Origin of the sequence: Legionella sp. (assembly GCF_049790535.1) — a bacterium.
Classification (GTDB): domain Bacteria; phylum Pseudomonadota; class Gammaproteobacteria; order Legionellales; family Legionellaceae; genus Legionella.
In genome coordinates this window covers 1-21,430 of sequence record NZ_JBAQZB010000137.1, presented here as the reverse complement: position 1 = coordinate 21,430, position 21,430 = coordinate 1, and the positions used below count along the sequence as shown (strand labels likewise).

Genomic DNA, 21,430 nt, shown 5'->3' with positions numbered 1-21,430 from the left:
CAAAGGCTCTACTTATGGCTTAGAGAAAACTGCATCCCATCCAGAGCCGTCTTATTTTCTTTGCTAGTTTCAACCTGCTCAATGTCAAACCTTATTATAGGCTCGTTCCTCTTAGCAAAAAAGCTTAATTTTTTTACTCCTCCAGAGGGGATCTCAATAATATCTTTTGGGCGCTTATGAGCAATAATGGGCACTAAAGCAAAATTAATGAAACAAATGAGAACCAAACAAGTTGCTCCCACCAAAGGAATTATTGGGTATGTGGCGACCAATGGTGCAGCACAACACATTGAAAGAAAAATTCCCAATGTACTCATTACGTGAGAACCCAAACGCAATAACTCAAAATTAAACTGCTTATCTAATAGACCTAAAAATTGGTCTATTTCATCTTTATTTTCAGTAGTGATCATAGAGCGATATTTTTTACGCAATTCAGCTAATCGATTCAATTCAATATAAGTACGCACTGAAGACATAGCCACATCAAAACCAAAAAAGGCAATAGATAAATAGATGCCTATCTGGGCTAAAACACCCGTTAAGATAAAAGAATTAACTATCCCCACCCCTACCCATGCTAAATCATTACCTAATTCAAACCAGCGACGTAGCATTTGTCCTTGAAAGCGAATATTCCAGCTTAACATCCTTTCTTCTTGCTTCATCCATGGACCTATTAAGGTATGTTTTAATAAAAGGAAAAGATTCGTGATTAGTCGCGGAACATAAAAAAACCAAGCAACATGACGGAGAAAAGGATCGGTATATTTATCCAGATTACTGATAACACGGTGATACCAATCCGCACTAAAACTTAGGGTGGAAATCAAATCTAATAAGCGTTTCGATCGAATGAATAATAATCGGTATAAATTAATATTAATAGTTTGTACACGCACTTGTTGGGAAAAAGAAGCCCCTACATGAACTTTTTCTTCGGGGAAGATAGCATTGATTTTTTTTAACTGAGTAAATAATTTATAGCATAATTCCATACTAGGCTGTTTTCCATGTACTGAGTGGAGTACAGTAAAATCTACAAGGGTAACATCGATTTCATTTAGCAGTTCACAATAAAGTTGTTGTTGTCTGCGTAAACACTCCACCTCTCTTGGTACAATTAAGTAATATTGGTAAACATATTCCAGTAATGTAGCCAACAATCGTGCAGCAATTAATTGCTCCACAATATGTTCTTCTTTAACAGGATGTGGCGATAACAAATTAGCTCTAATTTGCTGTCCCAGCAAATTGTATTCACTATGTAAAATAAGGTGTGAGCAGACGATTTTACGATAAAATCTGTTACGAACAGATAAAGTCATATTCAATGAGTTTGGATCATCGAATCCAATTGCTTGATCAAAAAGAGTTTCTTGTAAACGTTTTAAAACTGGATTCATAATGTCTTAAAATGATTTATAGATACCAAATAATTACAAAGGGATCCTATTTATACACAAATTGAACTAATTAACAAATTTTATCTTAACAAAAAATATACAAAAAGTGAAATTATTTGCTTTAAAATAAAAATATATGGGTATAAAATTTTCACCTATTGCATTATAAATGCTTATATCTTATTTTTTATCCGGACTTCAACTATTCTTTGTAATATATTCGAAAATTAAAAATAAGCTTGTTTTCTTGCTGATTCACGTCTTCTGAGCGACAATAGCGCACTGGTATAGCGCAGAAGAGAACGCATGAATCGTTTAAGTGAATTAGCGAACGCCATTCGTATTTTAAGTATTGATGCAGTTGAGCAGGCTCAGTCAGGTCATCCGGGAATGCCTTTAGGCATGGCTGATATTGCCACTGTTTTATGGAAAAAATTTTTAAAATATAACCCTAAAAATCCACATTGGTTTAATCGTGACCGCTTTGTTTTATCGAATGGGCACGGTTCAATGCTGCTTTATTCATTGTTACACTTGACAGGTTATAATCTTTCTATAGAAGAGCTGAAAAATTTTCGCCAGTTAAATTCAAAAACTCCAGGTCATCCTGAATTAGGCCATACTCCTGGAGTAGAAACTACCACAGGACCTTTAGGGCAAGGTTTAGCCAATGCAATCGGCATGGCAATAGCAGAACAGGCACTAGCCAGTCGCTATAATCATGCGGAATACCCCTTAATTGACCATCACACCTATGTATTTGTTGGTGATGGTTGTTTGATGGAAGGAATCTCTCATGAAAGCTGTTCTTTAGCTGGAACATTAGGGTTAGGAAAACTGATCGTTTTTTACGACAGTAATGGTATTTCTATTGATGGAAAAATAGACTCATGGTTTACTGATGATACTGCAACTCGCTTTAAAGCTTATAATTGGCAGGTTATAGAGGCGATTGATGGCCATAACTTGGATGTAATTGAAGAAGCTATTGTTAAAGCAAAAGCGAATACAACTCAACCCACCCTGATTATCTGCAACACAATAATAGGTTTAGGATCTTCGGTTGCCGGAAGCGAAAAGTCTCATGGCTCACCATTAGGCGCTAAGGATATTGAAAAAGTACGTGAATTCTTTCATTGGCATCATGCTCCTTTTGTGATCCCAGATGCGATTTATCAACAATGGAATCATGTAGAAGAAGGCAATCACCAAGAACAACAATGGTTATCTTTATTGCATCAATACCAGCAACGTTACCCAAGAGAATATAATGAGTTTTTGCGCCGTATTAATGGTGATCTTCCTGATGATTGGCAAAGTCAAAGCAAGATATTTCTCGAACAATGTCGCACTAATGAAAAAGCTGTAGCGACTCGCAAGGCATCACAACAATGCATTGAACATTTTGCACATTTGTTACCAGAGATGCTGGGTGGTTCTGCGGATTTAACCGGTTCTAATAATACAGATTGGCAAGGAAGCAAACCCATAACCCGTGAAGATTTTTCCGGTAATTATTTATATTATGGAGTGCGGGAATTTGCTATGGCTGCCATTATGAATGGTTTAGCAGTGCACGGTGGCTTTATTCCTTATGGAGGAACATTCCTAGTCTTTGCTGATTATGCGCGCAATGCCATACGCTTAAGTGCACTAATGAAACAACGTGTTATTTATGTCTTTACTCATGACTCTATTGGCTTAGGTGAAGACGGTCCCACGCATCAGCCTGTAGAACATGCATCCATGTTACGTATGACTCCAGATATGAACGTTTGGAGACCTGCCGACTTAATGGAAACGGCTGTTGCATGGCAAAGCGCTTTGGAGCATCATAATGGGCCCACGTCTTTACTGCTATCAAGACAAAATTTACCGGCATTACCCCATACGGCAAACGCTGCTGAATTAATTAAAAAAGGAGCTTATATTATTGTGAATTGTGAAGGCACCCCTAATGCCATCTTAATCGCGACGGGCTCGGAAGTTCAGTTAGCCATTGCCGCAGCAGAACAAGTAAAATCAAAAGGACTAAAAATAAGAGTAGTCTCAATGCCATGCGCTAACCGCTTCCTGGAACAAGACCAGAGCTATAGAAATTATGTCTTACCCCAAGAAGTTGAACAACGCATTGCAATTGAAGCAGCCAGCACTTGCTATTGGTATCAATTTGTTGGGCTAAAGGGTGCAGTAATTGGTCTGGATCGTTTTGGTGTATCTTCACCAGCAGCTAAGGCATATGATTTTTTAGATATTACCGTAGAACGAATAGTTAAAACTTTAGAAACTTCAGGATGTGTTGACATTTCGTCGAACGAATAAAAATGTTAATCGTCCCTAACTGTAAGCAAATATAAAATAGTGTAAATCGCTGTACTTAAAAGACAGTAAAGCACCTAAATTGGGAGAAATAGTATGACAATACGTGTCGCGATTAATGGCTATGGTCGCATTGGTCGTTGTATTTTAAGATCTATTTTTGAATACAACAGACAAAATGAATTTACAATCGTTGCGATCAATGATTTATCTGAGATGAGAGTTACCTCTCACCTCACTCGTTATGATACAACACATGGACGCTTTCCATTTGAAGTAGCTACTGAAGGCAATATGCTCATCATTGACGGACATCCTATCCAAATCACTGCTGAGCGTAATCCAATAAATTTACCATGGAAAGAATTAAATATTGATCTCGTTTTTGAGTGTACCGGGTTCTTTACTGAGCGTTCAGCAGCAATGCAGCATATTACTGCAGGTGCAAAAAAAGTATTGATTTCTGCTCCGGGCAAAAATGTCGATGCAACTATCGTGCATGGTGTCAACGACAATATCTTGCAAGCATCTGATATCATCGTGTCCAATGCATCATGTACTACAAATTGTCTAGCACCTGTTGTGAAGCCATTAAATGATGCTTTGGGTATTGAAAATGGTTTATTAAATACAATTCACGCTTATACCAATGATCAAGTGCTTTTGGATGGAAGTCATCAAGATTTACACCGTGCTCGTGCCGCAACACACAACATCATTCCAACTAAAACAGGTGCTGCAGCAGCAGTGGGGCTAGTTTTACCTGAATTGGCTGGAAAACTTGATGGTTTTGCCATGCGTGTACCTGTTATTAACGTATCGGTGATTGACTTAACGTTCACAGCTCAACGTGAAACCACGGTAGACGAAGTCAATGATATTGTCCGTAAAGCAAAAAGTCGTACCTTACAAATCAATGATGAACCCTTAGTATCTTCTGATTTTAACCACCATCCAGCATCTGCTATTTTTGACACCACTCAAACTAAAGTATTTGGCAAATTAGTTAAAGTGGTTGCCTGGTATGATAACGAATGGGGCTTCTCCAATCGTATGTTAGATACAGCATATAAAATGATGAATTGCTAAAAACCTGTGTGGAGAGAATAATGAATCTGATACAAATGAGCGACATAGACCTTTCAGGAAAGAAAGTGTTAATTCGCGAAGATTTAAATGTTCCCATCAAAGATGGAATAATTACCAGCGATCAACGACTGCAAGCTGCCTTGCCTACTCTGCAAGCTGCTTTGGCAGCTGGAGCAGCAGTAATGGTATTGTCACATCTTGGTCGTCCACAAGAAGGAACCTTTGAAAAACGTTTTTCACTACGACCTGTAGCAGACTATTTACAAAAGGAATTAAACTATCCAGTCCGTTTTGTGACTGATTACCTTAATGGCGTGGAGGTTAGCCCGGGTGAATTAGTAGTTTGTGAAAACGTGCGTTTTAATCTAGGCGAAAAAAGCAATGATGCACAACTGGCACAAAAACTTGCTAAGCTTTGTGATGTATTTGTTATGGATGCTTTTGGTACAGCTCATCGTGCACAAGCATCTACTTGTGGTGTCGCTCAATTTGTTCCCATAGCTGTCGCGGGTCCATTATTAACTAGAGAACTAAAGGCCTTAGAAAAAGCTCTGGCAGCACCACAAAAACCTATTGTTGCCATTGTTGGCGGTGCCAAAGTCTCCTCTAAATTAACCTTATTACGACAATTGGTTGGCATGGTTGATTACCTTATCCCCGGTGGAGGCATCGCCAATACGTTCCTTAAAGCGCAAGGATTTGAAATTGGCGTATCACTTTATGAAGCCAACTTACTTGATGAGGCGCGTTCTATTCTTCAACTAGCTGAAGAAAAAGGCTGTCATATTCCCTTACCAACAGATGTTGTGGTAGGTAAAACGTTTAGTGAAACCTGTCCAGCATATAATAAATCACTGCTCAACGTAGCTGCTGACGATATGATTCTTGATATTGGTCCCGTAACAGTCAGTGACTATGTAGATATCATCAATGAGGCGAAAACCATTATTTGGAATGGTCCCATTGGCGTTTTTGAGTTTGCACAATTTGCATACGGTACTCGTGCTCTAGCAATTGCTATTGCGGAAAGTGATGCCTTTTCAATCGCTGGAGGTGGTGATACTTTAGCCGCAATCGATCTGTATGATCTGAATCAGCAAATATCTTATATTTCGACAGGAGGTGGTGCATTTTTGGAGTGTTTGGAAGGAAAAACATTACCAGCCGTTGCCGTTTTGCAGGAGCGCAAAAAAAATGTTACGTCAAACTAAAATAGTTGCAACTTTAGGACCAGCAAGCAGTGATCCAATAATACTTCGTGCCATGTTGACTGCTGGAGTCGATGTCGTACGCATTAATTTTTCCCATACAGATGCAGATGCATCTGCACTCCTATTAATTACCTTAGTACGACAAATTGCTGAAGAACTGAAACAACCACTAGCCGTAATGGCTGATTTACAAGGACCTAAAATACGCATAGGTCGCTTCAAAGATAAAGCCATTACTCTGGTAGACGGACAAAATTTCACCTTAAATTGCCTTGATTCTGAGCAATTAGGTGATGTTCATGAGGTATTCGTCGCTTATCCTAATTTAGCGTATGAATTGACCCCAGGCGATCATTTGCTGATTAATGATGGGTTAATTGAACTGAAGGTAAAATCCCTTTCCGATTCGAAAATTCATTGTATAGTGATTGAAGGAGGAATTTTATCTGATCTAAAAGGTTTAAATCGAAAAGGAGGCGGTTTAGCAGCCAGAACTCTAACCGATAAGGACATCCAAGATTTGCGTACTGCCATTAGTGCAGAAGTAGATTACATTAGTATGTCCTTTGTGAAAGATGCATCAGACATTCGGCACGCACGAGCACTGATGAATGAATTTGGCGCAAAAAAAACACCTATTATCGCAAAAATCGAGCGCTCTGAAGCTCTTGAACATCTGACCGAGATCATTGAGGAAGCAGATGCAATTATGGTTGCTCGTGGTGATTTAGGTGTAGAAGTTGGCGCAGCTGAAGTTCCAGCCATCCAAAAAAATATTATTAAACAAGCACGTCGTTTGGATAAATTAGTTATTACAGCAACCCAAATGATGGAGTCAATGATTACCAATCCTCAGCCTACTCGAGCGGAAGTCTCTGATGTAGCAAATGCAATATTAGATGGTACCGATGCAGTTATGTTATCTGCAGAAACAGCCAGTGGTCAATTTCCGGTAAAAGTTTTGAGTATGGTTAATAAAATTTGCTTAAGCGCGGAAAAACATGCCAGTTTTTACTACCAGAGCACTTCTGAAGTCTGGCATTGTCGTCGTGCCGATCAAGCCATTGCAATAGCAACAATGCATGCAGCCAATCTTTTTCCCATTCAAGCAATTATTACTTTAACTGAATCTGGTGACACTGCTTTATGGATCTCCAGACAACAGGGTACAGTGCCTATTATTGCTGTTTCAGCTAATAAACGAACCCTGGGTCGTTTAAGCTTAGCGCGTAATGTTTTTCCTGTATTCATGAATTACCACCATTTTGCAGCAGATACTTTAAACCAACAAGTGCTTAGTGAATTAATAACATCACAACATATTGAGAACAAAGGTTTTGTTTTATTAACACGCGGTAGGATTATTGGAATTCAGGGTGGAACAAACAGCATGGAAATTATTAATGTAACGCCATTATAAGTTGCTCAAATTACTCTGTTAACATCTCGCTAGCTTGAATGAGATATTAACAGACCTTCAGTAATACCAACCATTTTAAACGTTATTTTTAATACAACTAAGGTACTCTAAAAAACCTTAATTATCGCATTATCACCAGTTAATCAGTCAATTTTTTATTATTTTTTAGCATCAACTGCGTAAATTTAGTTCGGCCTAATCAATACTTTCCTTTTTTTCTTCAAGACTTCGTGATAAACCTAACTTCTCTTTCAAACGCGCTACAGCATCAGGATCATACTGACGGGTGGATTTATGTTTGACGATTACTGCCGCTGCTGATTTAATTGGCTGGCTCGGTATATTCTGCGTTGCATAAGAACGTGCGGGATAACTAGGTAAATATTCATCCGTTGCGGCGGATTGACTAACTGCCTTAACTGGATAACTTGTTGGCAACTTATTAGTATTAAATTGACCTGCAGTTTTTTCTGCTAGTAGTTTACGAGCGTTTCTTACACCTTTTTCAACACGTTTTTTGATCTTAACTGCAGCATATTCCGCTTCCTCTATACTCACTTCAATCACATCATTGCCTTGTAAATCAACACGCATCTCACGTAATTTCAAGCAGGCTAAATAATCAAGTCGCCGAGTAAATATAACCACAGCTTCTCTCAATTTGCTCTTAGAAATACCCTCTTCTGCAGCCTTATCTGCATGCAACAAAATATCTTCCATAATACCTGTCTTTAAGGGACGAATACGAACTGAATTATCAAATGCGGCGGGAAAATTCGCTGCAAGCCATAGGAGTGCGTTAGTTCGTGCATTCTTAGACTGTATTTTTTGAGTTTTATTTATAACGACGGTGCGTGGGTGCAGCTCCTGTTTTCTCATTAGTGTACCCTTGATTAAAATTAGTTGCTCTATATCTCTAGGCCATAAGTTGCCAAAAACCAGTATCTTTATGTCTGAGAAATATATTTCGAAAGTAATACGATCATTCGCATTAAGAATGAGCGCACAATGTACAATGTTTAGTGATTGTTTGCAAGCACTCTAAGCAGTTCTCAAGACGTTCTGTAATTTCTAATAAAAACCTATGGTCAAAGTAGAGAAATTTATTATAATCAGCCTATAATTAATTTAAATCCTTAATTAATTATCTTTATCATGAAAATCATGAAACGAATACTCATTGCATTTTTTGCTATAGTGGCACCTTGGATTATTATGCTTCTCAATGATAATCCTGGAGGAGCCTTTGTTGCATTGGTAATGCAAGCTACTTTGATTGGCTGGCCTTTTGCAACTATTTGGGCCTGGCGCACAGAATATTCTCCCAAAGCAAAACAAAAAAAATAATCAAGGAGTACCATGTTAATTCGCGTGATAGTAAACGGGGCTAAAGGAAAAATGGGACTACTTGCCTGTGAAACCTTACACAATCATCCCGAATTTGAATTAGTAGCTCAACTGGGTAAACAGGATAACTTAGCTGAGGCTATTCTCGATACCAATGCACAAGTTGTTGTTGATTTAACCCGGGCAGATGTGGTTTATCAGAATTGCTTGACCATAATTCAACATAACGCCCATCCGGTCATTGGTACATCCGGATTACTACCAGAACAAATTAAAAATTTAACGATGCTTTGTGAAACACAACGTTTAGGGGGTCTTATTGTACCTAATTTTTCGCTTAGCGCCGTATTAATGATGCTTTTTTCTGCAAAAGCTGCAGAATATTTTACTGAAGTAGAAATTATTGAAACTCATCATCAACAAAAATTAGATGCTCCTTCTGGCACTGCGCTTAAAACAGCTGAAATGATCGCTGCGGTGCGAAAAAAACCAAAAAATAAATTAAATCTGAAAGAGTTAATTCCAGGGATACGTGGTGGCACTCACTGCGATATCAATATTCATTCTTTACGATTACCTGGAATACTTGCCCGTCAACAAGTTATTTTCGCTAATGCAGGCGAAACCCTTTCTATTGTTGATGACAGCATCAATCGAAGTTGTTTTATGCCAGGGGTAATTTTAGCGTGTCAAAAAGTATTGGCATTGAGCACTTTAGTTTATGGACTAGAACATATACTTTAAACAAAACACTTAGTACAGAGAACAATTTATTTGGCGCCTATTGGAAAAAATCACCCTCCGACTAGCCATCCTCTAAATAGATATTTTAGTCTGTATCGCGGACTTAGAATGCTCCTTTTTAGAAGCATTAAACAACTCTGTACACTCATCTACTTTTATTTTAAATAGTTCATCAAAAGAATTGTTTCGTTCATCAGGCTTTAATAACTGGCGCAGATTATAAATTATCTTTGTTGCCTCAGCGCGCGAAGAGTCTTGCTCACGACGACTTAATATAATTTCAAAGATGCCTCGAATGCGAGCCACATTATTGGGCCCTGCATCTGGATTATTCATTAACGATTTAATTTGCAGTATTCCTTCAGGATTATCCGAATTTTTGAAGAAACGTCCGATACTCCAACACTTTGTGGCAAATTGGCTCATATCATTAAATGCCAGGTATAATGCATTGTAAAGTTCTGTACATCGCTCTTCTCCCAGTTGCTCGGCTATAAGCTTACATAACAAACTGTCTGCTGCAGTTAAATTGCCCTGTTGAACGCTTCCTTTAGAAATTTTCCTTACTTCATTATTTGTAGCCAATAAATCATCATATTTTAAAGAGTTATAACCCAAACGATTAGTAATCTCTAAAGTAATGTCCGCAGGCAAATATTCAGAGGGTGTTTTAATACCTTCAGATCCAGGCGCATTTTGCCCTGCGTGTTCCTGATGATGTCTGGAAATATAAAGATCCGTAACTAAAGAAACAAAATTAGCACGATTAGTAGCCGTATCTTCAAATAAAGGCCAATCTCCATATTTTAAATAATAAAGAACAATTGCATCCGTATGGATTATACTGATGGCTTTCCTATCTTTGCCGCTAACACAAGACCCATAAGAATAACCTTTAATCTGTAAAATGATTATCTGCTCCAAAGAACTCAGGAATAACTCCCTACCAAAGCCACATACTAATTCAAGAACGGTGGCTGAACCTCGCCGAGACTGTAAGGTATTCTTATAATTTTCAAGAAGTTTATTCAAACCCGGAACACTATCAGCATAAGGTTCTACAACTTCTAAAAATGCCACAACATCAGGATCTGTCTCTACAGTGTAAAGAACAAGTTTTGCTTTATTCAATGGGTGATTCGTTTGCACTGTTGGCTGTACAAAAGTTTCATTTCCAATGATAGATCGAGCCATTTGATTTAATTGAAAATCTGGGATAATTGAAGATACAAGTGGTATAGGACTAACTAAAGTCTGAAACAAAACAACTTGATCCAGCCCAGCACCTTCCAGCACTTTGAGCAGGTTCATAAGAACGTGTCGACGTTGTACTGCAAGAGGCCACTTTTGTTTTATTCCCTCACGCGATGCGATGTGACTTGAACGCATTACTGGAGAAAATAGCAGACGGAACTCCCCTTTAGCTGTAACCGAATATAAACTATGACTTGCAAAATTTGCTGGTAACGGTAGAGTACGATGACGACTGGATATAAATGACACAGCTTCTTCCACAGTTGTTTTACTCTTAAGGACCTTCTCCAAAAAAAATTGTTGATGATCCGACAATACCCAATACCATTGAGGAATCTTGGTAATTTGATTTAATGTATTCTGATATTTTTTACCAATAAGCTTCAGTCTAAACTGGTTAAGTTTTTCATCAATGCTGACTACTTTTTCTGTGGCTAATACTCTCATCATTTCTTGATGATGCAATGGCAATTTATCAAACCAAACTGGAAGTGGTGATTTTCTGTGAGCAATATTTTTCAAATCATTATTAATTTTGATTGCCTGACATTTTATTTCTTTCCAAGTAATCAAAAAACTATCAAAGTCACCAATGACATCAAGTATTCCTGTGGTCAAATTACAAAAATAACCTTGCATGAAGTGGTCACTAGCAGACTCACGAAACCAAAAAGGAGTTTTCGGATAACCTTCAGCTTTTATTTGTTTTAATTCAGCAATGATCTCCTTATAATGAGCAGGTAGTGATTCTTCCAGCTGAAGTACATATTCCGTATCATCATCTTTACTCAACTTCATAGAAATTAGTGTTGCCAAATGAACACGACCTTTGAACATCAGATCATATTGTTCGGCTTCATTTAATAATTCGACTGCCTCTGGAGCCAATCTATTCCATCCTGCACCAACAGCATTGATTATTTTATCAGTAAAATATACTAGCTCGTTTTGTAATTCTTCTATTGAATTACTGTTATTATAAGCAGCTCTGCATTCTGCCGCATATGCTTTTAAAGTTTCCTTAGTTAAAGGAAAAGGAGGAGAGGCATCCAAAAGAAATTCAAAAGCACGATACAAAGCATTGACTCGCCTTTTAAAACTTCGTGGATAATTAGGTTCTAAAGAGTAGAATTCCAACTGATAATCAGGAAAACGTTTTTTTAAATTATCACGTAATTCATCTGATAAGTTGCTCCCATCTGGTACACGTATCCTTCCTTTTGGCATCGTAGTATCCTTAAAACTACTTAGTCCTGGAATTACATTAGAAGTTATGAGAATTGGTTGACATTTCTCTATTTTGACTTCTGGAATTCCATTATTATTGTATAAATAGTTCTATGAAACAATTACAATGCTCAACTTAATTAAAAAAATCATAAAGGGAGTTTAATGATGGGATACCTAGTGCAACATTATGTAGGCGGTAAGATAATTAACGAATCAAGCACTGCAAGCCACCCTATTTATAATCCTGCATTAGGTGAATTAATCGGACAAGTACATTTTGCATCTCAAGCTCTTTGCGATAAGACAATCACTACTGCTAAAGAAGCGGGTATTGAATGGGGACGAACCCCAGCCATTAGAAGAGCAAGAATTCTTTTTAAATTCAAGGAACTAATGGAAAAGTATCAAATGGATTTAGCCAAAATGGTTACTAAAGAACATGGCAAAACAATCGATGATGCCAAAGGCTCTGTGGCGCGAGCTATTGAAGTGATCGAATTACATTGTGGTCTGGTGAACCAACTCAAAGGAGACTTTTCTGGAGATGTAGCCAGCGGTATTGATTGTCACACATTCAGACAACCAGTGGGCATTAGTGTAGGTATTTCTCCGTTTAACTTCCCAGTTATGGTTCCCATATGGATGATGGTACCAGCTATTGCCTGTGGCAACACCTTTATATTGAAACCCTCAGAACAAGATCCCTCCACACCTGTTCGTTTATTAGAATTGTTACACGAAGCGGGTTTACCAGATGGGGTTGCTAATTGCTTACATGGGAACAAAGAAACTGTAGATTATTTACTGACTCACCCGGATATTGCCACAGTAACTGCAGTGGCCTCGACTCCTGTAGCTCAGTCTATTTATGCTAAAGCAATAGCGCATGGTAAACGTGCTCATACTTTTGGAGGTGCTAAAAATCATTGCGTGGTAATGCCTGATGCAGATTTTGAGCAAGCAGCTTCTGCGATTGTGGGCGCCGCTTATGGTTCTGCCGGAGAGCGTTGTATGGCAATTTCAGTTGTAGTGGTAATAGGCGATCTCGTTGCTGATGCATTAATCGCCAAAATGACCCCACAAATTCAGAAAATGAAGATCAATGCTGGCGATGTATCCGGCACTGATATGGGACCATTGATTAGTAGCGCCCATAAACAAAAGGTTGTAACAGCCATAAACCAAGGAGTAGATGAGGGAGCAAAACTCCTTATTGATGGCCGAACATTTAAACATCCAAAGCATGATCAAGGCTTTTTTATAGGCCCCTCTCTGTTTGATGAAGTCACAGAACAAATGTCTATTTATCAAAATGAAATTTTTGGTCCCGTTCTCGTTATTGTTCGCGTTAATGATTTTGAGCAAGCCGTAGAGTTAGTCAACAAACATCAATTTGGAAATGGCACCGCCATCTTTACTCGGGATGGTTTTACTGCGCGTGAATACAGTCAACGTATTCAGGTGGGGATGGTTGGCATAAACATTCCAATCCCTGTGCCTATTGCCAATCATCCTTTTGGCGGCTGGAAACATTCCTTTTTTGGTGACATCGCTATGCACGGTGCAGAAAGTATTTCTTTTTATACCAAATTGAAGACTGTGACCAGCAAATGGCCGGTGAGCAAATTAAAAGAAAATGCTTTTATTATGCCAATACATGATTAACCTGGAGAAATGAATGACAAAAATTGGATTTGTTGGTTTAGGTCATATGGGTCTGCCTATGGCTATTAATCTTGTTAAAGCAGGACATCAGGTCACAGGATATGACTTACAACAATTAGCCCTACAGAATTTTGCCAACTCAGGTGGCATCATCGCCCAAAACTTGCAAGAAGTTGCCCAAGAAAAAGACATTATCATTACTATGCTGCAAACCGGGCGCCAAGTAATAAATGTTTGTGATGATAAAAAAGGAGTGTTTAGCGTAATAAAACCAGGAGCCTTATTCATTGATTGCTCCACTATTGATGTTAATAGTACCCATGAGCTGCATCAATTAGCTAAAGCCAAAAATATTTTAGCAATTGATGCACCGGTCTCTGGTGGTACCTCTGGTGCTACTGCAGGTACATTGACCTTCATGGTCGGTGGCGAAGAGTCTGCATTTCGAGCAGCGCAGCCTATACTGACGGCAATGGGGCAAAAAATTATTCATGCAGGAAATGCCGGTAGTGGTCAAGCAGCAAAAATATGCAACAACATGATTCTTGGTATTTCAATGATTGCCATTTCTGAAGCTTTTGTTTTAGCAGAACAATTACAGTTATCTCCACAAAAACTATTTGAAGTAGTAAACAGCTCCTCAGGACAATGTTGGGCCATGAGTAAATATGCCCCCGTAGCTGGAGTGCTAGAAAATGTTCCATCAAATAACAACTACATACCGGGATTTGCAGCAGCAATGATGCTTAAAGATTTATTGCTTAGTCAAGATTCAGCTCGCTCGGTCAAGATCACAACTCCTTTAGGAGCCAAAGCAACTGCCCTTTATCAGCATTTTATTGATCAAGGCTTTGGCGAGTCTGATTTTTCAGCCATTATAAAACTCATTGCCCACAGTAACGAGGTACCAGATGACCAAGCCTAAACTAACATCCACTGAAGAGTCTTTGGCTGAATTCTGGTCAGAAATAGCTAGCCAAACTGTAAAATGGTTACGCCCTTGGACTAGTGCATTCAATGGAGATTTAAAACATGGAAATGTAACCTGGTTTAAAGGTGGACAGTTAAATGTGAGCATGAACTGCTTAGATAAACATTTGCCTCAAAACGCCAATAAACCTGCTCTTATCTGGGAGGGTGATAATCCTAACCAGCAAAAAATACTAACCTATGCAGAATTGTACACTGAAGTATGTCGCATGAGTAACGTACTTAAACAATTAAGAGTAAAAAAAGGAGATAAGGTAGCCATTTATTTGCCGATGATTCCTGAGGCAATAATTACCATGCTTGCTTGTACACGCATTGGCGCTGTTCACACCGTCGTATTTGCCGGCTTTTCTGCGCATGCATTAAGACAGCGTATAATTGCTGCCAATTGTGTCTGTCTTATTACTGCAGATAGCTTTTATCGGGGTGGAAAAATAGTTCCATTAAAAGAACAGGTGGATTCGGCCTGTGAACATTTATCTCTGCCACGTCTTATTATAAAAAACACCGCCGCTCCAATTGCTTTTGCAAAAGATACTGATTATTGGTGGCATGAATTAAAAACCAAGGTAAGTACCCATTGTCCTCCAGAACCAATGGATGCTGAAGATCCCTTATTTATTCTCTATACCTCAGGCAGCACTGGCCAACCCAAAGGAGTGGTGCACACTACGGGTGGTTATCTGGTGCAAGTAGCCTATACTCAGCAACTTATATTTGCCTGTAAAGAAAAAGAAGTATTTTGGTGTACTGCAGATGTTGGTTGGATCACGGGACACAGCTACGTAGTTTATGGACCACTGTGTAATGGGATAACAACATTAATTTATGAAGGCATTCCCACATGGCCTGATGCTTCAAGAAGCTGGCAAATTATCGATAAACATCAAGTCAATGTATTTTATACTGCACCTACAGCTATACGAAGCTTAATGCGTTGTGGCGATCAATGGCTGGATTCAAGCTCAAGAAGCTCTTTACGCTTATTGGGGTCAGTCGGCGAACCGATTAATCCTATGGCCTGGCAATGGTATTATGAAAAGGTGGGCCAAAAGAGATGCCCCATTATTGATACCTGGTGGCAAACAGAAACCGGTTCCATCATGATAAGTCCTAGAGCCAATGATCCTGTAATCAAACCTGGAGCAGCAAGACAACCGATACCGGGTGTGATTCCAGTACTATTGAATGAAGAGGGAAATGAATTAACTCATGCTGGAGAAGGACTTTTAGCAATAAAATACCCTTGGCCCTCCATGGCACGCACTATTGCTGGAGATCATCAGCGTTATTGTGATACCTATTTACTTAATGGTTATTATATTACTGGTGATGGCGCCAAACGTGATGACGATGGCGATTACTGGATTACTGGCCGTGTCGATGACGTAATTAATGTATCAGGTCACCGTTTAGGCACTGCAGAAATTGAAGGTGCTTTAGTCAGCCATCCTGCAATTGCTGAAGCTGCTGTAGTAGGCATTCCTGATGATTTGAAAGGTCAAGGTATTTATGCCTATGTTACCTTAAAGAAAAATTTCACGGTAACTGAGCAATTATATGCTGAATTAATTGCTCAGGTAAAAAAACAAATTAGCTCCATTGCAAAACCAGATATTATTCACTTCACCAACGAATTACCTAAAACGCGCTCAGGAAAAATTATACGACGCATTTTGCGTAAAATTGCGGGTAAAGAAGTTCAGGAGCTTGAAGAATTAGGTGATTTATCAACTTTAGCGAATCCACATTGTCTTAAAAAATTAATGGAAAACACGGATAAATACCCTTAATAATAGTCGTTCACTTTTTTCTAAAACAGATTGCAAAAGCAGCAAATAAGTTCTGTGATTTCTGCATTTAGACGGGAATTATACTATAGTTTTATTAAGTAAATACCACTATATATCTCTTATGAAAGTCACTTTATCTAAAGAAGACTATGAATCCATTTCAATAATTGTAAGAAAACAGCTACTTCAATTAATGCCTGACAATGAATTGAATAAAGGCCAAATTATATTTGGCCCGGAGTTTATGGCAATACCACTTAGAATTTCTACGCCGTCGACACAATTTAAATTTGATGAAAAACAACTAGAATTTGTTTCCATCGTGCGTAAAAATATTAATGAAAGCAATGAATCCCATGAAAAAAAATTGCGCAAGATACAGCAATTAGAAAGTATCATTCTGTTTGGTCAGTTATTGTTTTCACAATCGGCCAGTCTTCATTTTTTACAAAAAAATACGACTCAACCATTGATTGAAGCGCAATTGGAAAAATTACGTAAATTAATACATAAAGATGGTATTCAATATAACTTTTCTAAATTTGAAGTTTTGTCGCAAAGAAAAGCATTCAATAATCATTTGGGAATAATTAAATGCTCAATTAAAAAAGCGCCTCTTAATCCAGTAGAAAAAAGCGCTTTATTAAAAAATTTATATAAAGCGCAAAAGTTTTATTACCAAGCCAATGACTTCAATTTTAAATATGCCAATAAGCCCTCGCGCTCTTTTTCAAATTTTCTTGATCAGTGTGAACGCTTTGGTTCCAAAACCGCTTTAGCAGCATCAATTATTGCCATAGGTGCAACCGCCCTTGCATTAATACCTCCCTTAACACCAATTATGGGTCCTATAGCCCTCATAACTACCATCATTGCATTAGCAATTAATATCCCCCTTGCAATGAAAAGTTTAGGGACTATGTTTTATAACCTAATCAATTTTGGTGCTGCTCCTAAACCAAGTGAATTAATTAATGCCGTCGGTCTAGCAACTGGTGTTGTTCTATTAGGCACAGGCAGCCTTATTACACAAGCAATTAACACTGCCCTAACGGGACCGAGTGCAACGCTCCTCTCCCAAGGAATTCCTACATCTCTTAGTACAGGGAAAGTAATTTTGGATCTTAGAGGGGAAATTAATAGATTAAGTGCTCAAAAAAAAGCACATCAGTACAAATCTGACTTAAAAAAGTTAAAAGAGAAACAGGAGCAAGTGAACGACATAAGCTCCATGCAAAAATTGTGATAAATTTCTGCTACTCTAACACTTGGACTTTAGCTTTTTTGCAGTTCCCCGCTATGAATCGTCGCTTAGGTCAATGCCAGCCATTGATTAAGCAAAACAATAAGCTCATTTACTCCTTCTTTTTTTAAAGAAGAAAAAGACTGCACACTAATTAAATGTTCTGCTAATTCATAATGCTTACGTACCTTAAGCAATCTATTTTTTACTTCGCTGTGACTTAACTTGTCAGACTTGGTCAACAAAATATGTACTGGCAATTCACGATTTAAAGCCCAATCAATCATCATTTGATCCAAGTCTTTTAACGGATGACGTACGTCCATCAATAACACTAAGCCTTTTAAGCTTTGTCTGATTTCAAGATAATGCGCCAAATGTTTTTGCCATTCCAATTTTACTTGCAGAGCAACTTTGGCGTATCCATAACCAGGTAAATCAACCAAACGACGTTCATTATCCAGACTAAATAAATTAATTAACTGGGTACGCCCTGGTGTTTTACTGGTACGTGCCAAACCTTTAATTCCAGTTAAACAATTTAAAGCACTGGATTTGCCTGCATTTGAACGACCTGCAAATGCTACTTCATACCCAGTGTCCTCAGGTAGATGAATAACTTTTGCGGCACTTTTTAAAAATACTACTTTAGAATAAGGATTTTTTAACATGAGATATAATATTTTGGGATTTTGACCGAGGCAGTGTACCATTACTTTGCGAATTTATATAACTTTCACTAAAAAACATAAATTGGGCTGTAAAAACCCCATATAGGCTTCTTTGAAACTCGCTGCAAAGCACCATTTGCTAATCCAGTGGCATTTCGAAAGAACTTTAATGACTATTAGCATGACAATCTAAATACTGAGATATCGATGAAAAAATTAGCGCTAACTGTTATTTTATGCATTCCAATCGTTATGTACGCCCAAGAAAATTCCACGTACATAGCAAATAAAGCGCTTGTTTGTTCCGCCTGCCACGGTCAAAAAGGCAATAGTTCTAATCCCGAATGGCCTAATTTGGCGGGGCAACATCCAAAGTATTTGATTAAACAGCTTAAGGAGATAAAAAAAGGAACGTTACGCAATGCTCCGACCATGAGTGCATTGATTGCACCACTCAGTGAACAAGAGATAGATGACTTAGCAATATATTATGCTAAAATGCCACTTGCCCAAGGAAGTACCCCGAAAGAGTTTCTGCACCGAGGAGAACAACTCTACCGCGGAGGAGATTTTGCAAAAGGGATAACGGCATGCATAGCCTGTCATGGTCCTAATGGTATAGGTAATGCGCAAGCAGGGTTTCCAGTGCTTTCTGGCCAGCATGCTGCCTACACAGTATCGCAATTACAGGCATTTAAAGACCATAAACGAAAAAATGATTTAAACCATATCATGCAAGATATCAGCAGCAGAATGAGTCAAGAAGATATGGAAGCGGTAGCACATTATATTGAAGGTTTACATTAGGGAATTTAAAAATGTTAAAAAAATTAATTTGTTTATTTTTACTCGTACCAACTATAGCGTTAGCTACATCCTTCGTTGAAGGCAAAGATTATCAAATCATTTCTAATCTAGGAGCAACTGCGAATAGAAGTAAAACGCCAATTATCCAGGAGTTTTTTAGTTACGGCTGTCCTTGGTGTTATAAAATAGAAGAGCCTCTTAACGAATGGGTTAATAAAATGGGAAAAAGTATTCAATTTGAGCGTATTCCCGTCGTATTTAAACCCACTTGGGAACTTTATGCAAAGGCGTATTACACTGCAAAAACATTGGCGCTTTCTGACAAATTAAACCCTTTATTATTTAAAACCATACAAACTGATAAAAAGCCATTAGATTCAAAACAAACCATGATCGATTTCTTTGTTGCTCAAGGAGTAGATAAAGAAATTGCTAAAAGTGCTTTTGAAAATTCAGCAACTATTGAGATGAAGGTTCAAGCTGGTATGGCACTGATGCCAACCTATCAAATTAGTGGAGTGCCTGCTTTTATCGTAAACCATAAATACAAAACAGACGTAAAATTGGCTGGTAGTCCCGAACATTTATTCGAAATATTAGATTATTTAGTAAGAAAATCGACTTAAAATTGCACTATAGGCTGGTTATAAGAAGTTCAACCGACCCTTTAGACATTCATTAACTTAATGGGTGTCCAAAGGGTATTTTTTAAGAGTTACGCTCTACCTCCAGGATTTTCTAAACTTAAAATTCCTGTATTAAAATCATAAGCAAAAAGCTCTGCGTAACGCCCCCAATCAATCATTGTACGCAAAACACGCTCGGCTTCTTTCTCACTTAAATAATCTTCAAGCTTACTTAAAAAACGTTCTTCAGAAACTCTATGACCTACTTTTTCATCTAAAACGCGACTAATATAACGTGCTAGTGGTACTTTTTCTAATAATCGTTGCGCAAACAATTGTTTGCGCGCTTGCAAATCAGCTTCGGAAAACTGTTTGCCTAAATCACTTAATTGAATATCTCCTGCGGAAACTTTCGCAAAACCCAAGATTTCCAAAGTCTCTAAAATAGGGAATAGATCATCAATATTCATCATCAATTCGTCGGCAAGCTCAGGGAGATCAATACGCTCTGCAAAAGAAGTCATGGTTTCAGTCAAGCCTATTAACTCAGAGGGTTCTACGTCAGGAAGACGATATCCTAAACCGATTTGTCGCTCACGTTGCGCACGTTTTTCTTTTTCTTTGGGGCCGGTAGTCATTAATGTATAAATTTTATCAACTAAAGCGCGAAACTCAGGAGATTGAGGATCCCGAGGTTGTTGTAAAGTTACTGGAAGTTCAGCACGAATATACCCAGGATCATTACCAAAAATTACAATTCTATCTGCTAAAGTGGCCGCTTCTTCAATGTTATGAGTGACTAATAAAATACCATTAGTATTGGTTTTCTTTTCTTTCCATAACTCCAATAAGTCTGATTTTAAGTTTTCGGCTGTAAGTACATCCAGTGCAGAAAAAGGTTCATCCATCAGTAAAACATCAGGATTAATTACTAAAGCACGAGCAAAACCAACCCGTTGACGCATACCCCCAGAAAGTTCCTTTGGGAAAGCGGATTCAAATCCATCCAGACCGATAATATCAATCGCTTCAATAGCACGATGCCTACGCTCTTCACGACTCACACCTTGTGCTTCAAGTCCTAGCTCCACATTTTCTAATACAGTAAGCCAGGGCATTAAAGCAAAAGACTGAAACACCATGGCAATACCTGCAACGGGTCTCACAACAGGTTTGCCTCTATAAGTGACCGTACCACTTGAAGGAGGAATTAAACCAGCAATAATTCGTAATAAAGTGGATTTACCAGAACCTGATTTACCCAATAAGGCGACTATTTCGCCTTCCTGCAGCTTAAAATTAACGTCTTCTAACACAAGTAAATCTTGCTCAGAAGCTTTTTTAAAAGACTTTCGTAAACTTTCTATAGCAATAATGGTTTCAGACATAAATAGCTCACAAACACTAATTTAAATTAAAACGTTCTTCCGCTAATCGATACAACGGACGCCAAATAAGGTGATTAAAAGTAAGCACATACAAACACATCATTGCCGTACCCAAAGCAATTTGAGGAAAATTTCCTGTAGTTGTACTGGCTTGGATGTATGCACCTAAACCGGTTGCCTGCAGTGTTGTATTTCCCCAGCTTACCCATTCTGCCACGATACTAGCA

At 38.3% G+C, this 21,430-nt stretch carries 17 protein-coding genes and 1 pseudogene; 12 read left to right on the top strand and 6 right to left on the bottom strand.

The window, feature by feature from the left end; all coding sequences use genetic code 11:
* Positions 1-8: 8 nt before the first annotated feature.
* Positions 9-1,406, bottom strand: a complete 1,398-nt coding sequence (locus WA877_RS09440) for a hypothetical protein (protein WP_425170667.1) — start codon at positions 1,404-1,406, stop codon at positions 9-11.
* A 306-nt stretch (positions 1,407-1,712) separates the two neighbouring features.
* Between WA877_RS09440 and tkt the strand changes: the two genes are divergently transcribed.
* The 4 genes from tkt to pyk all read left to right on the top strand — a co-directional run bounded on the left by tkt (position 1,713) and on the right by pyk (position 7,445).
* Entirely contained in the window at positions 1,713-3,728 is a 2,016-nt protein-coding gene (tkt, locus tag WA877_RS09435) for a transketolase (protein ID WP_425170666.1), read from the top strand.
* A gap of 93 nt (positions 3,729-3,821) precedes the next feature.
* A complete protein-coding gene (gap, locus tag WA877_RS09430) occupies positions 3,822-4,814 on the top strand; it encodes a type I glyceraldehyde-3-phosphate dehydrogenase (protein ID WP_425170665.1) in 993 nt (330 codons plus the stop codon).
* Between the two features lie 20 nt (positions 4,815-4,834).
* Positions 4,835-6,025, top strand: a complete 1,191-nt coding sequence (locus WA877_RS09425; protein WP_425170664.1) for a phosphoglycerate kinase — start codon at positions 4,835-4,837, stop codon at positions 6,023-6,025.
* Positions 6,009-7,445, top strand: a complete 1,437-nt coding sequence (gene pyk / locus WA877_RS09420) for a pyruvate kinase (protein WP_425170663.1) — start codon at positions 6,009-6,011, stop codon at positions 7,443-7,445. The genes WA877_RS09425 and pyk overlap by 17 nt, the downstream gene beginning before the upstream one ends.
* 195 nt (positions 7,446-7,640) lie before the next feature.
* On the opposite strand, the gene WA877_RS09415 is transcribed toward pyk, so the two are convergent.
* Entirely contained in the window at positions 7,641-8,324 is a 684-nt protein-coding gene (locus tag WA877_RS09415; protein ID WP_425170662.1) for a ProQ/FinO family protein, read from the bottom strand.
* A 285-nt stretch (positions 8,325-8,609) separates the two neighbouring features.
* Here WA877_RS09415 and WA877_RS09410 point away from each other — a divergent pair, with 285 nt between their 5' ends.
* Positions 8,610-8,792 carry a hypothetical protein gene (locus WA877_RS09410; RefSeq protein ID WP_425170661.1) on the top strand — a complete coding sequence of 61 codons (183 nt, stop codon included), beginning with the start codon at positions 8,610-8,612 and terminating at the stop codon, positions 8,790-8,792.
* A gap of 12 nt (positions 8,793-8,804) precedes the next feature.
* A complete protein-coding gene (gene dapB, locus WA877_RS09405) occupies positions 8,805-9,536 on the top strand; it encodes a 4-hydroxy-tetrahydrodipicolinate reductase (RefSeq protein WP_425170660.1) in 732 nt (243 codons plus the stop codon).
* Between the two features lie 72 nt (positions 9,537-9,608).
* Here dapB and WA877_RS09400 read toward each other — a convergent pair whose 3' ends face one another.
* On the bottom strand, positions 9,609-12,017 hold the full coding sequence (locus WA877_RS09400) for an oxidoreductase (RefSeq protein WP_425170659.1): 2,409 nt from the start codon (positions 12,015-12,017) through the stop codon (positions 9,609-9,611).
* Between the two features lie 168 nt (positions 12,018-12,185).
* Between WA877_RS09400 and WA877_RS09395 the strand changes: the two genes are divergently transcribed.
* The 4 genes from WA877_RS09395 (at position 12,186) to WA877_RS09380 (ending at position 17,714) form a co-directional block, all read left to right on the top strand.
* Entirely contained in the window at positions 12,186-13,685 is a 1,500-nt protein-coding gene (locus WA877_RS09395) for a CoA-acylating methylmalonate-semialdehyde dehydrogenase (protein WP_425170688.1), read from the top strand.
* A 13-nt stretch (positions 13,686-13,698) separates the two neighbouring features.
* Entirely contained in the window at positions 13,699-14,610 is a 912-nt protein-coding gene (mmsB, locus tag WA877_RS09390) for a 3-hydroxyisobutyrate dehydrogenase (RefSeq protein WP_425170658.1), read from the top strand.
* On the top strand, positions 14,597-16,468 hold the full coding sequence (gene acs, locus WA877_RS09385; RefSeq protein ID WP_425170657.1) for an acetate--CoA ligase: 1,872 nt from the start codon (positions 14,597-14,599) through the stop codon (positions 16,466-16,468). The genes mmsB and acs overlap by 14 nt, the downstream gene beginning before the upstream one ends.
* 121 nt (positions 16,469-16,589) lie before the next feature.
* Complete coding sequence (locus tag WA877_RS09380; RefSeq protein WP_425170656.1) at positions 16,590-17,714, top strand: hypothetical protein; 1,125 nt, start codon at positions 16,590-16,592, stop codon at positions 17,712-17,714.
* Between the two features lie 65 nt (positions 17,715-17,779).
* Here WA877_RS09380 and yihA read toward each other — a convergent pair whose 3' ends face one another.
* The gene (gene yihA, locus WA877_RS09375; RefSeq protein ID WP_425170655.1) at positions 17,780-18,382 is read right to left on the bottom strand and encodes a ribosome biogenesis GTP-binding protein YihA/YsxC; all 603 of its coding nucleotides are present in this window, start codon (positions 18,380-18,382) and stop codon (positions 17,780-17,782) included.
* A 207-nt stretch (positions 18,383-18,589) separates the two neighbouring features.
* Here yihA and WA877_RS09370 point away from each other — a divergent pair, with 207 nt between their 5' ends.
* Both WA877_RS09370 and WA877_RS09365 read left to right on the top strand, forming a co-directional pair.
* Positions 18,590-19,189, top strand: coding sequence for a c-type cytochrome (locus WA877_RS09370; protein ID WP_425170654.1), 600 nt, complete (start codon positions 18,590-18,592; stop codon positions 19,187-19,189).
* A gap of 11 nt (positions 19,190-19,200) precedes the next feature.
* Positions 19,201-19,815 carry a thiol:disulfide interchange protein DsbA/DsbL gene (locus tag WA877_RS09365; RefSeq protein WP_425170653.1) on the top strand — a complete coding sequence of 205 codons (615 nt, stop codon included), beginning with the start codon at positions 19,201-19,203 and terminating at the stop codon, positions 19,813-19,815.
* 89 nt (positions 19,816-19,904) lie between these two features.
* Here WA877_RS09365 and WA877_RS09360 read toward each other — a convergent pair whose 3' ends face one another.
* Positions 19,905-21,203 (bottom strand): AAA-associated domain-containing protein, encoded by a 1,299-nt coding sequence (locus WA877_RS09360; protein ID WP_425170652.1) that lies wholly within the window; start codon positions 21,201-21,203, stop codon positions 19,905-19,907.
* 16 nt (positions 21,204-21,219) lie between these two features.
* A pseudogene (locus WA877_RS09355) lies at positions 21,220-21,430 on the bottom strand (sulfonate ABC transporter permease); the annotation flags it as partial.

Excerpts from the sequence above, each read along its gene's own strand:
- WA877_RS09440 (WP_425170667.1), bottom strand. The coding sequence starts at position 1,406 with ATGAATCCAGTTTTAAAACGTTTACAAGAAACTCTTTTTGATCAAGCA.
- tkt (WP_425170666.1), top strand. The coding sequence starts at position 1,713 with ATGAATCGTTTAAGTGAATTAGCGAACGCCATTCGTATTTTAAGTATT.
- gap (WP_425170665.1), top strand. The coding sequence starts at position 3,822 with ATGACAATACGTGTCGCGATTAATGGCTATGGTCGCATTGGTCGTTGT.
- WA877_RS09425 (WP_425170664.1), top strand. The coding sequence starts at position 4,835 with ATGAATCTGATACAAATGAGCGACATAGACCTTTCAGGAAAGAAAGTG.
- pyk (WP_425170663.1), top strand. The coding sequence starts at position 6,009 with ATGTTACGTCAAACTAAAATAGTTGCAACTTTAGGACCAGCAAGCAGT.
- WA877_RS09415 (WP_425170662.1), bottom strand. The coding sequence starts at position 8,324 with ATGAGAAAACAGGAGCTGCACCCACGCACCGTCGTTATAAATAAAACT.
- WA877_RS09410 (WP_425170661.1), top strand. The coding sequence starts at position 8,610 with ATGAAACGAATACTCATTGCATTTTTTGCTATAGTGGCACCTTGGATT.
- dapB (WP_425170660.1), top strand. The coding sequence starts at position 8,805 with ATGTTAATTCGCGTGATAGTAAACGGGGCTAAAGGAAAAATGGGACTA.
- WA877_RS09400 (WP_425170659.1), bottom strand. The coding sequence starts at position 12,017 with ATGCCAAAAGGAAGGATACGTGTACCAGATGGGAGCAACTTATCAGAT.
- WA877_RS09395 (WP_425170688.1), top strand. The coding sequence starts at position 12,186 with ATGGGATACCTAGTGCAACATTATGTAGGCGGTAAGATAATTAACGAA.
- mmsB (WP_425170658.1), top strand. The coding sequence starts at position 13,699 with ATGACAAAAATTGGATTTGTTGGTTTAGGTCATATGGGTCTGCCTATG.
- acs (WP_425170657.1), top strand. The coding sequence starts at position 14,597 with ATGACCAAGCCTAAACTAACATCCACTGAAGAGTCTTTGGCTGAATTC.
- WA877_RS09380 (WP_425170656.1), top strand. The coding sequence starts at position 16,590 with ATGAAAGTCACTTTATCTAAAGAAGACTATGAATCCATTTCAATAATT.
- yihA (WP_425170655.1), bottom strand. The coding sequence starts at position 18,382 with ATGTTAAAAAATCCTTATTCTAAAGTAGTATTTTTAAAAAGTGCCGCA.
- WA877_RS09370 (WP_425170654.1), top strand. The coding sequence starts at position 18,590 with ATGAAAAAATTAGCGCTAACTGTTATTTTATGCATTCCAATCGTTATG.
- WA877_RS09365 (WP_425170653.1), top strand. The coding sequence starts at position 19,201 with ATGTTAAAAAAATTAATTTGTTTATTTTTACTCGTACCAACTATAGCG.
- WA877_RS09360 (WP_425170652.1), bottom strand. The coding sequence starts at position 21,203 with ATGTCTGAAACCATTATTGCTATAGAAAGTTTACGAAAGTCTTTTAAA.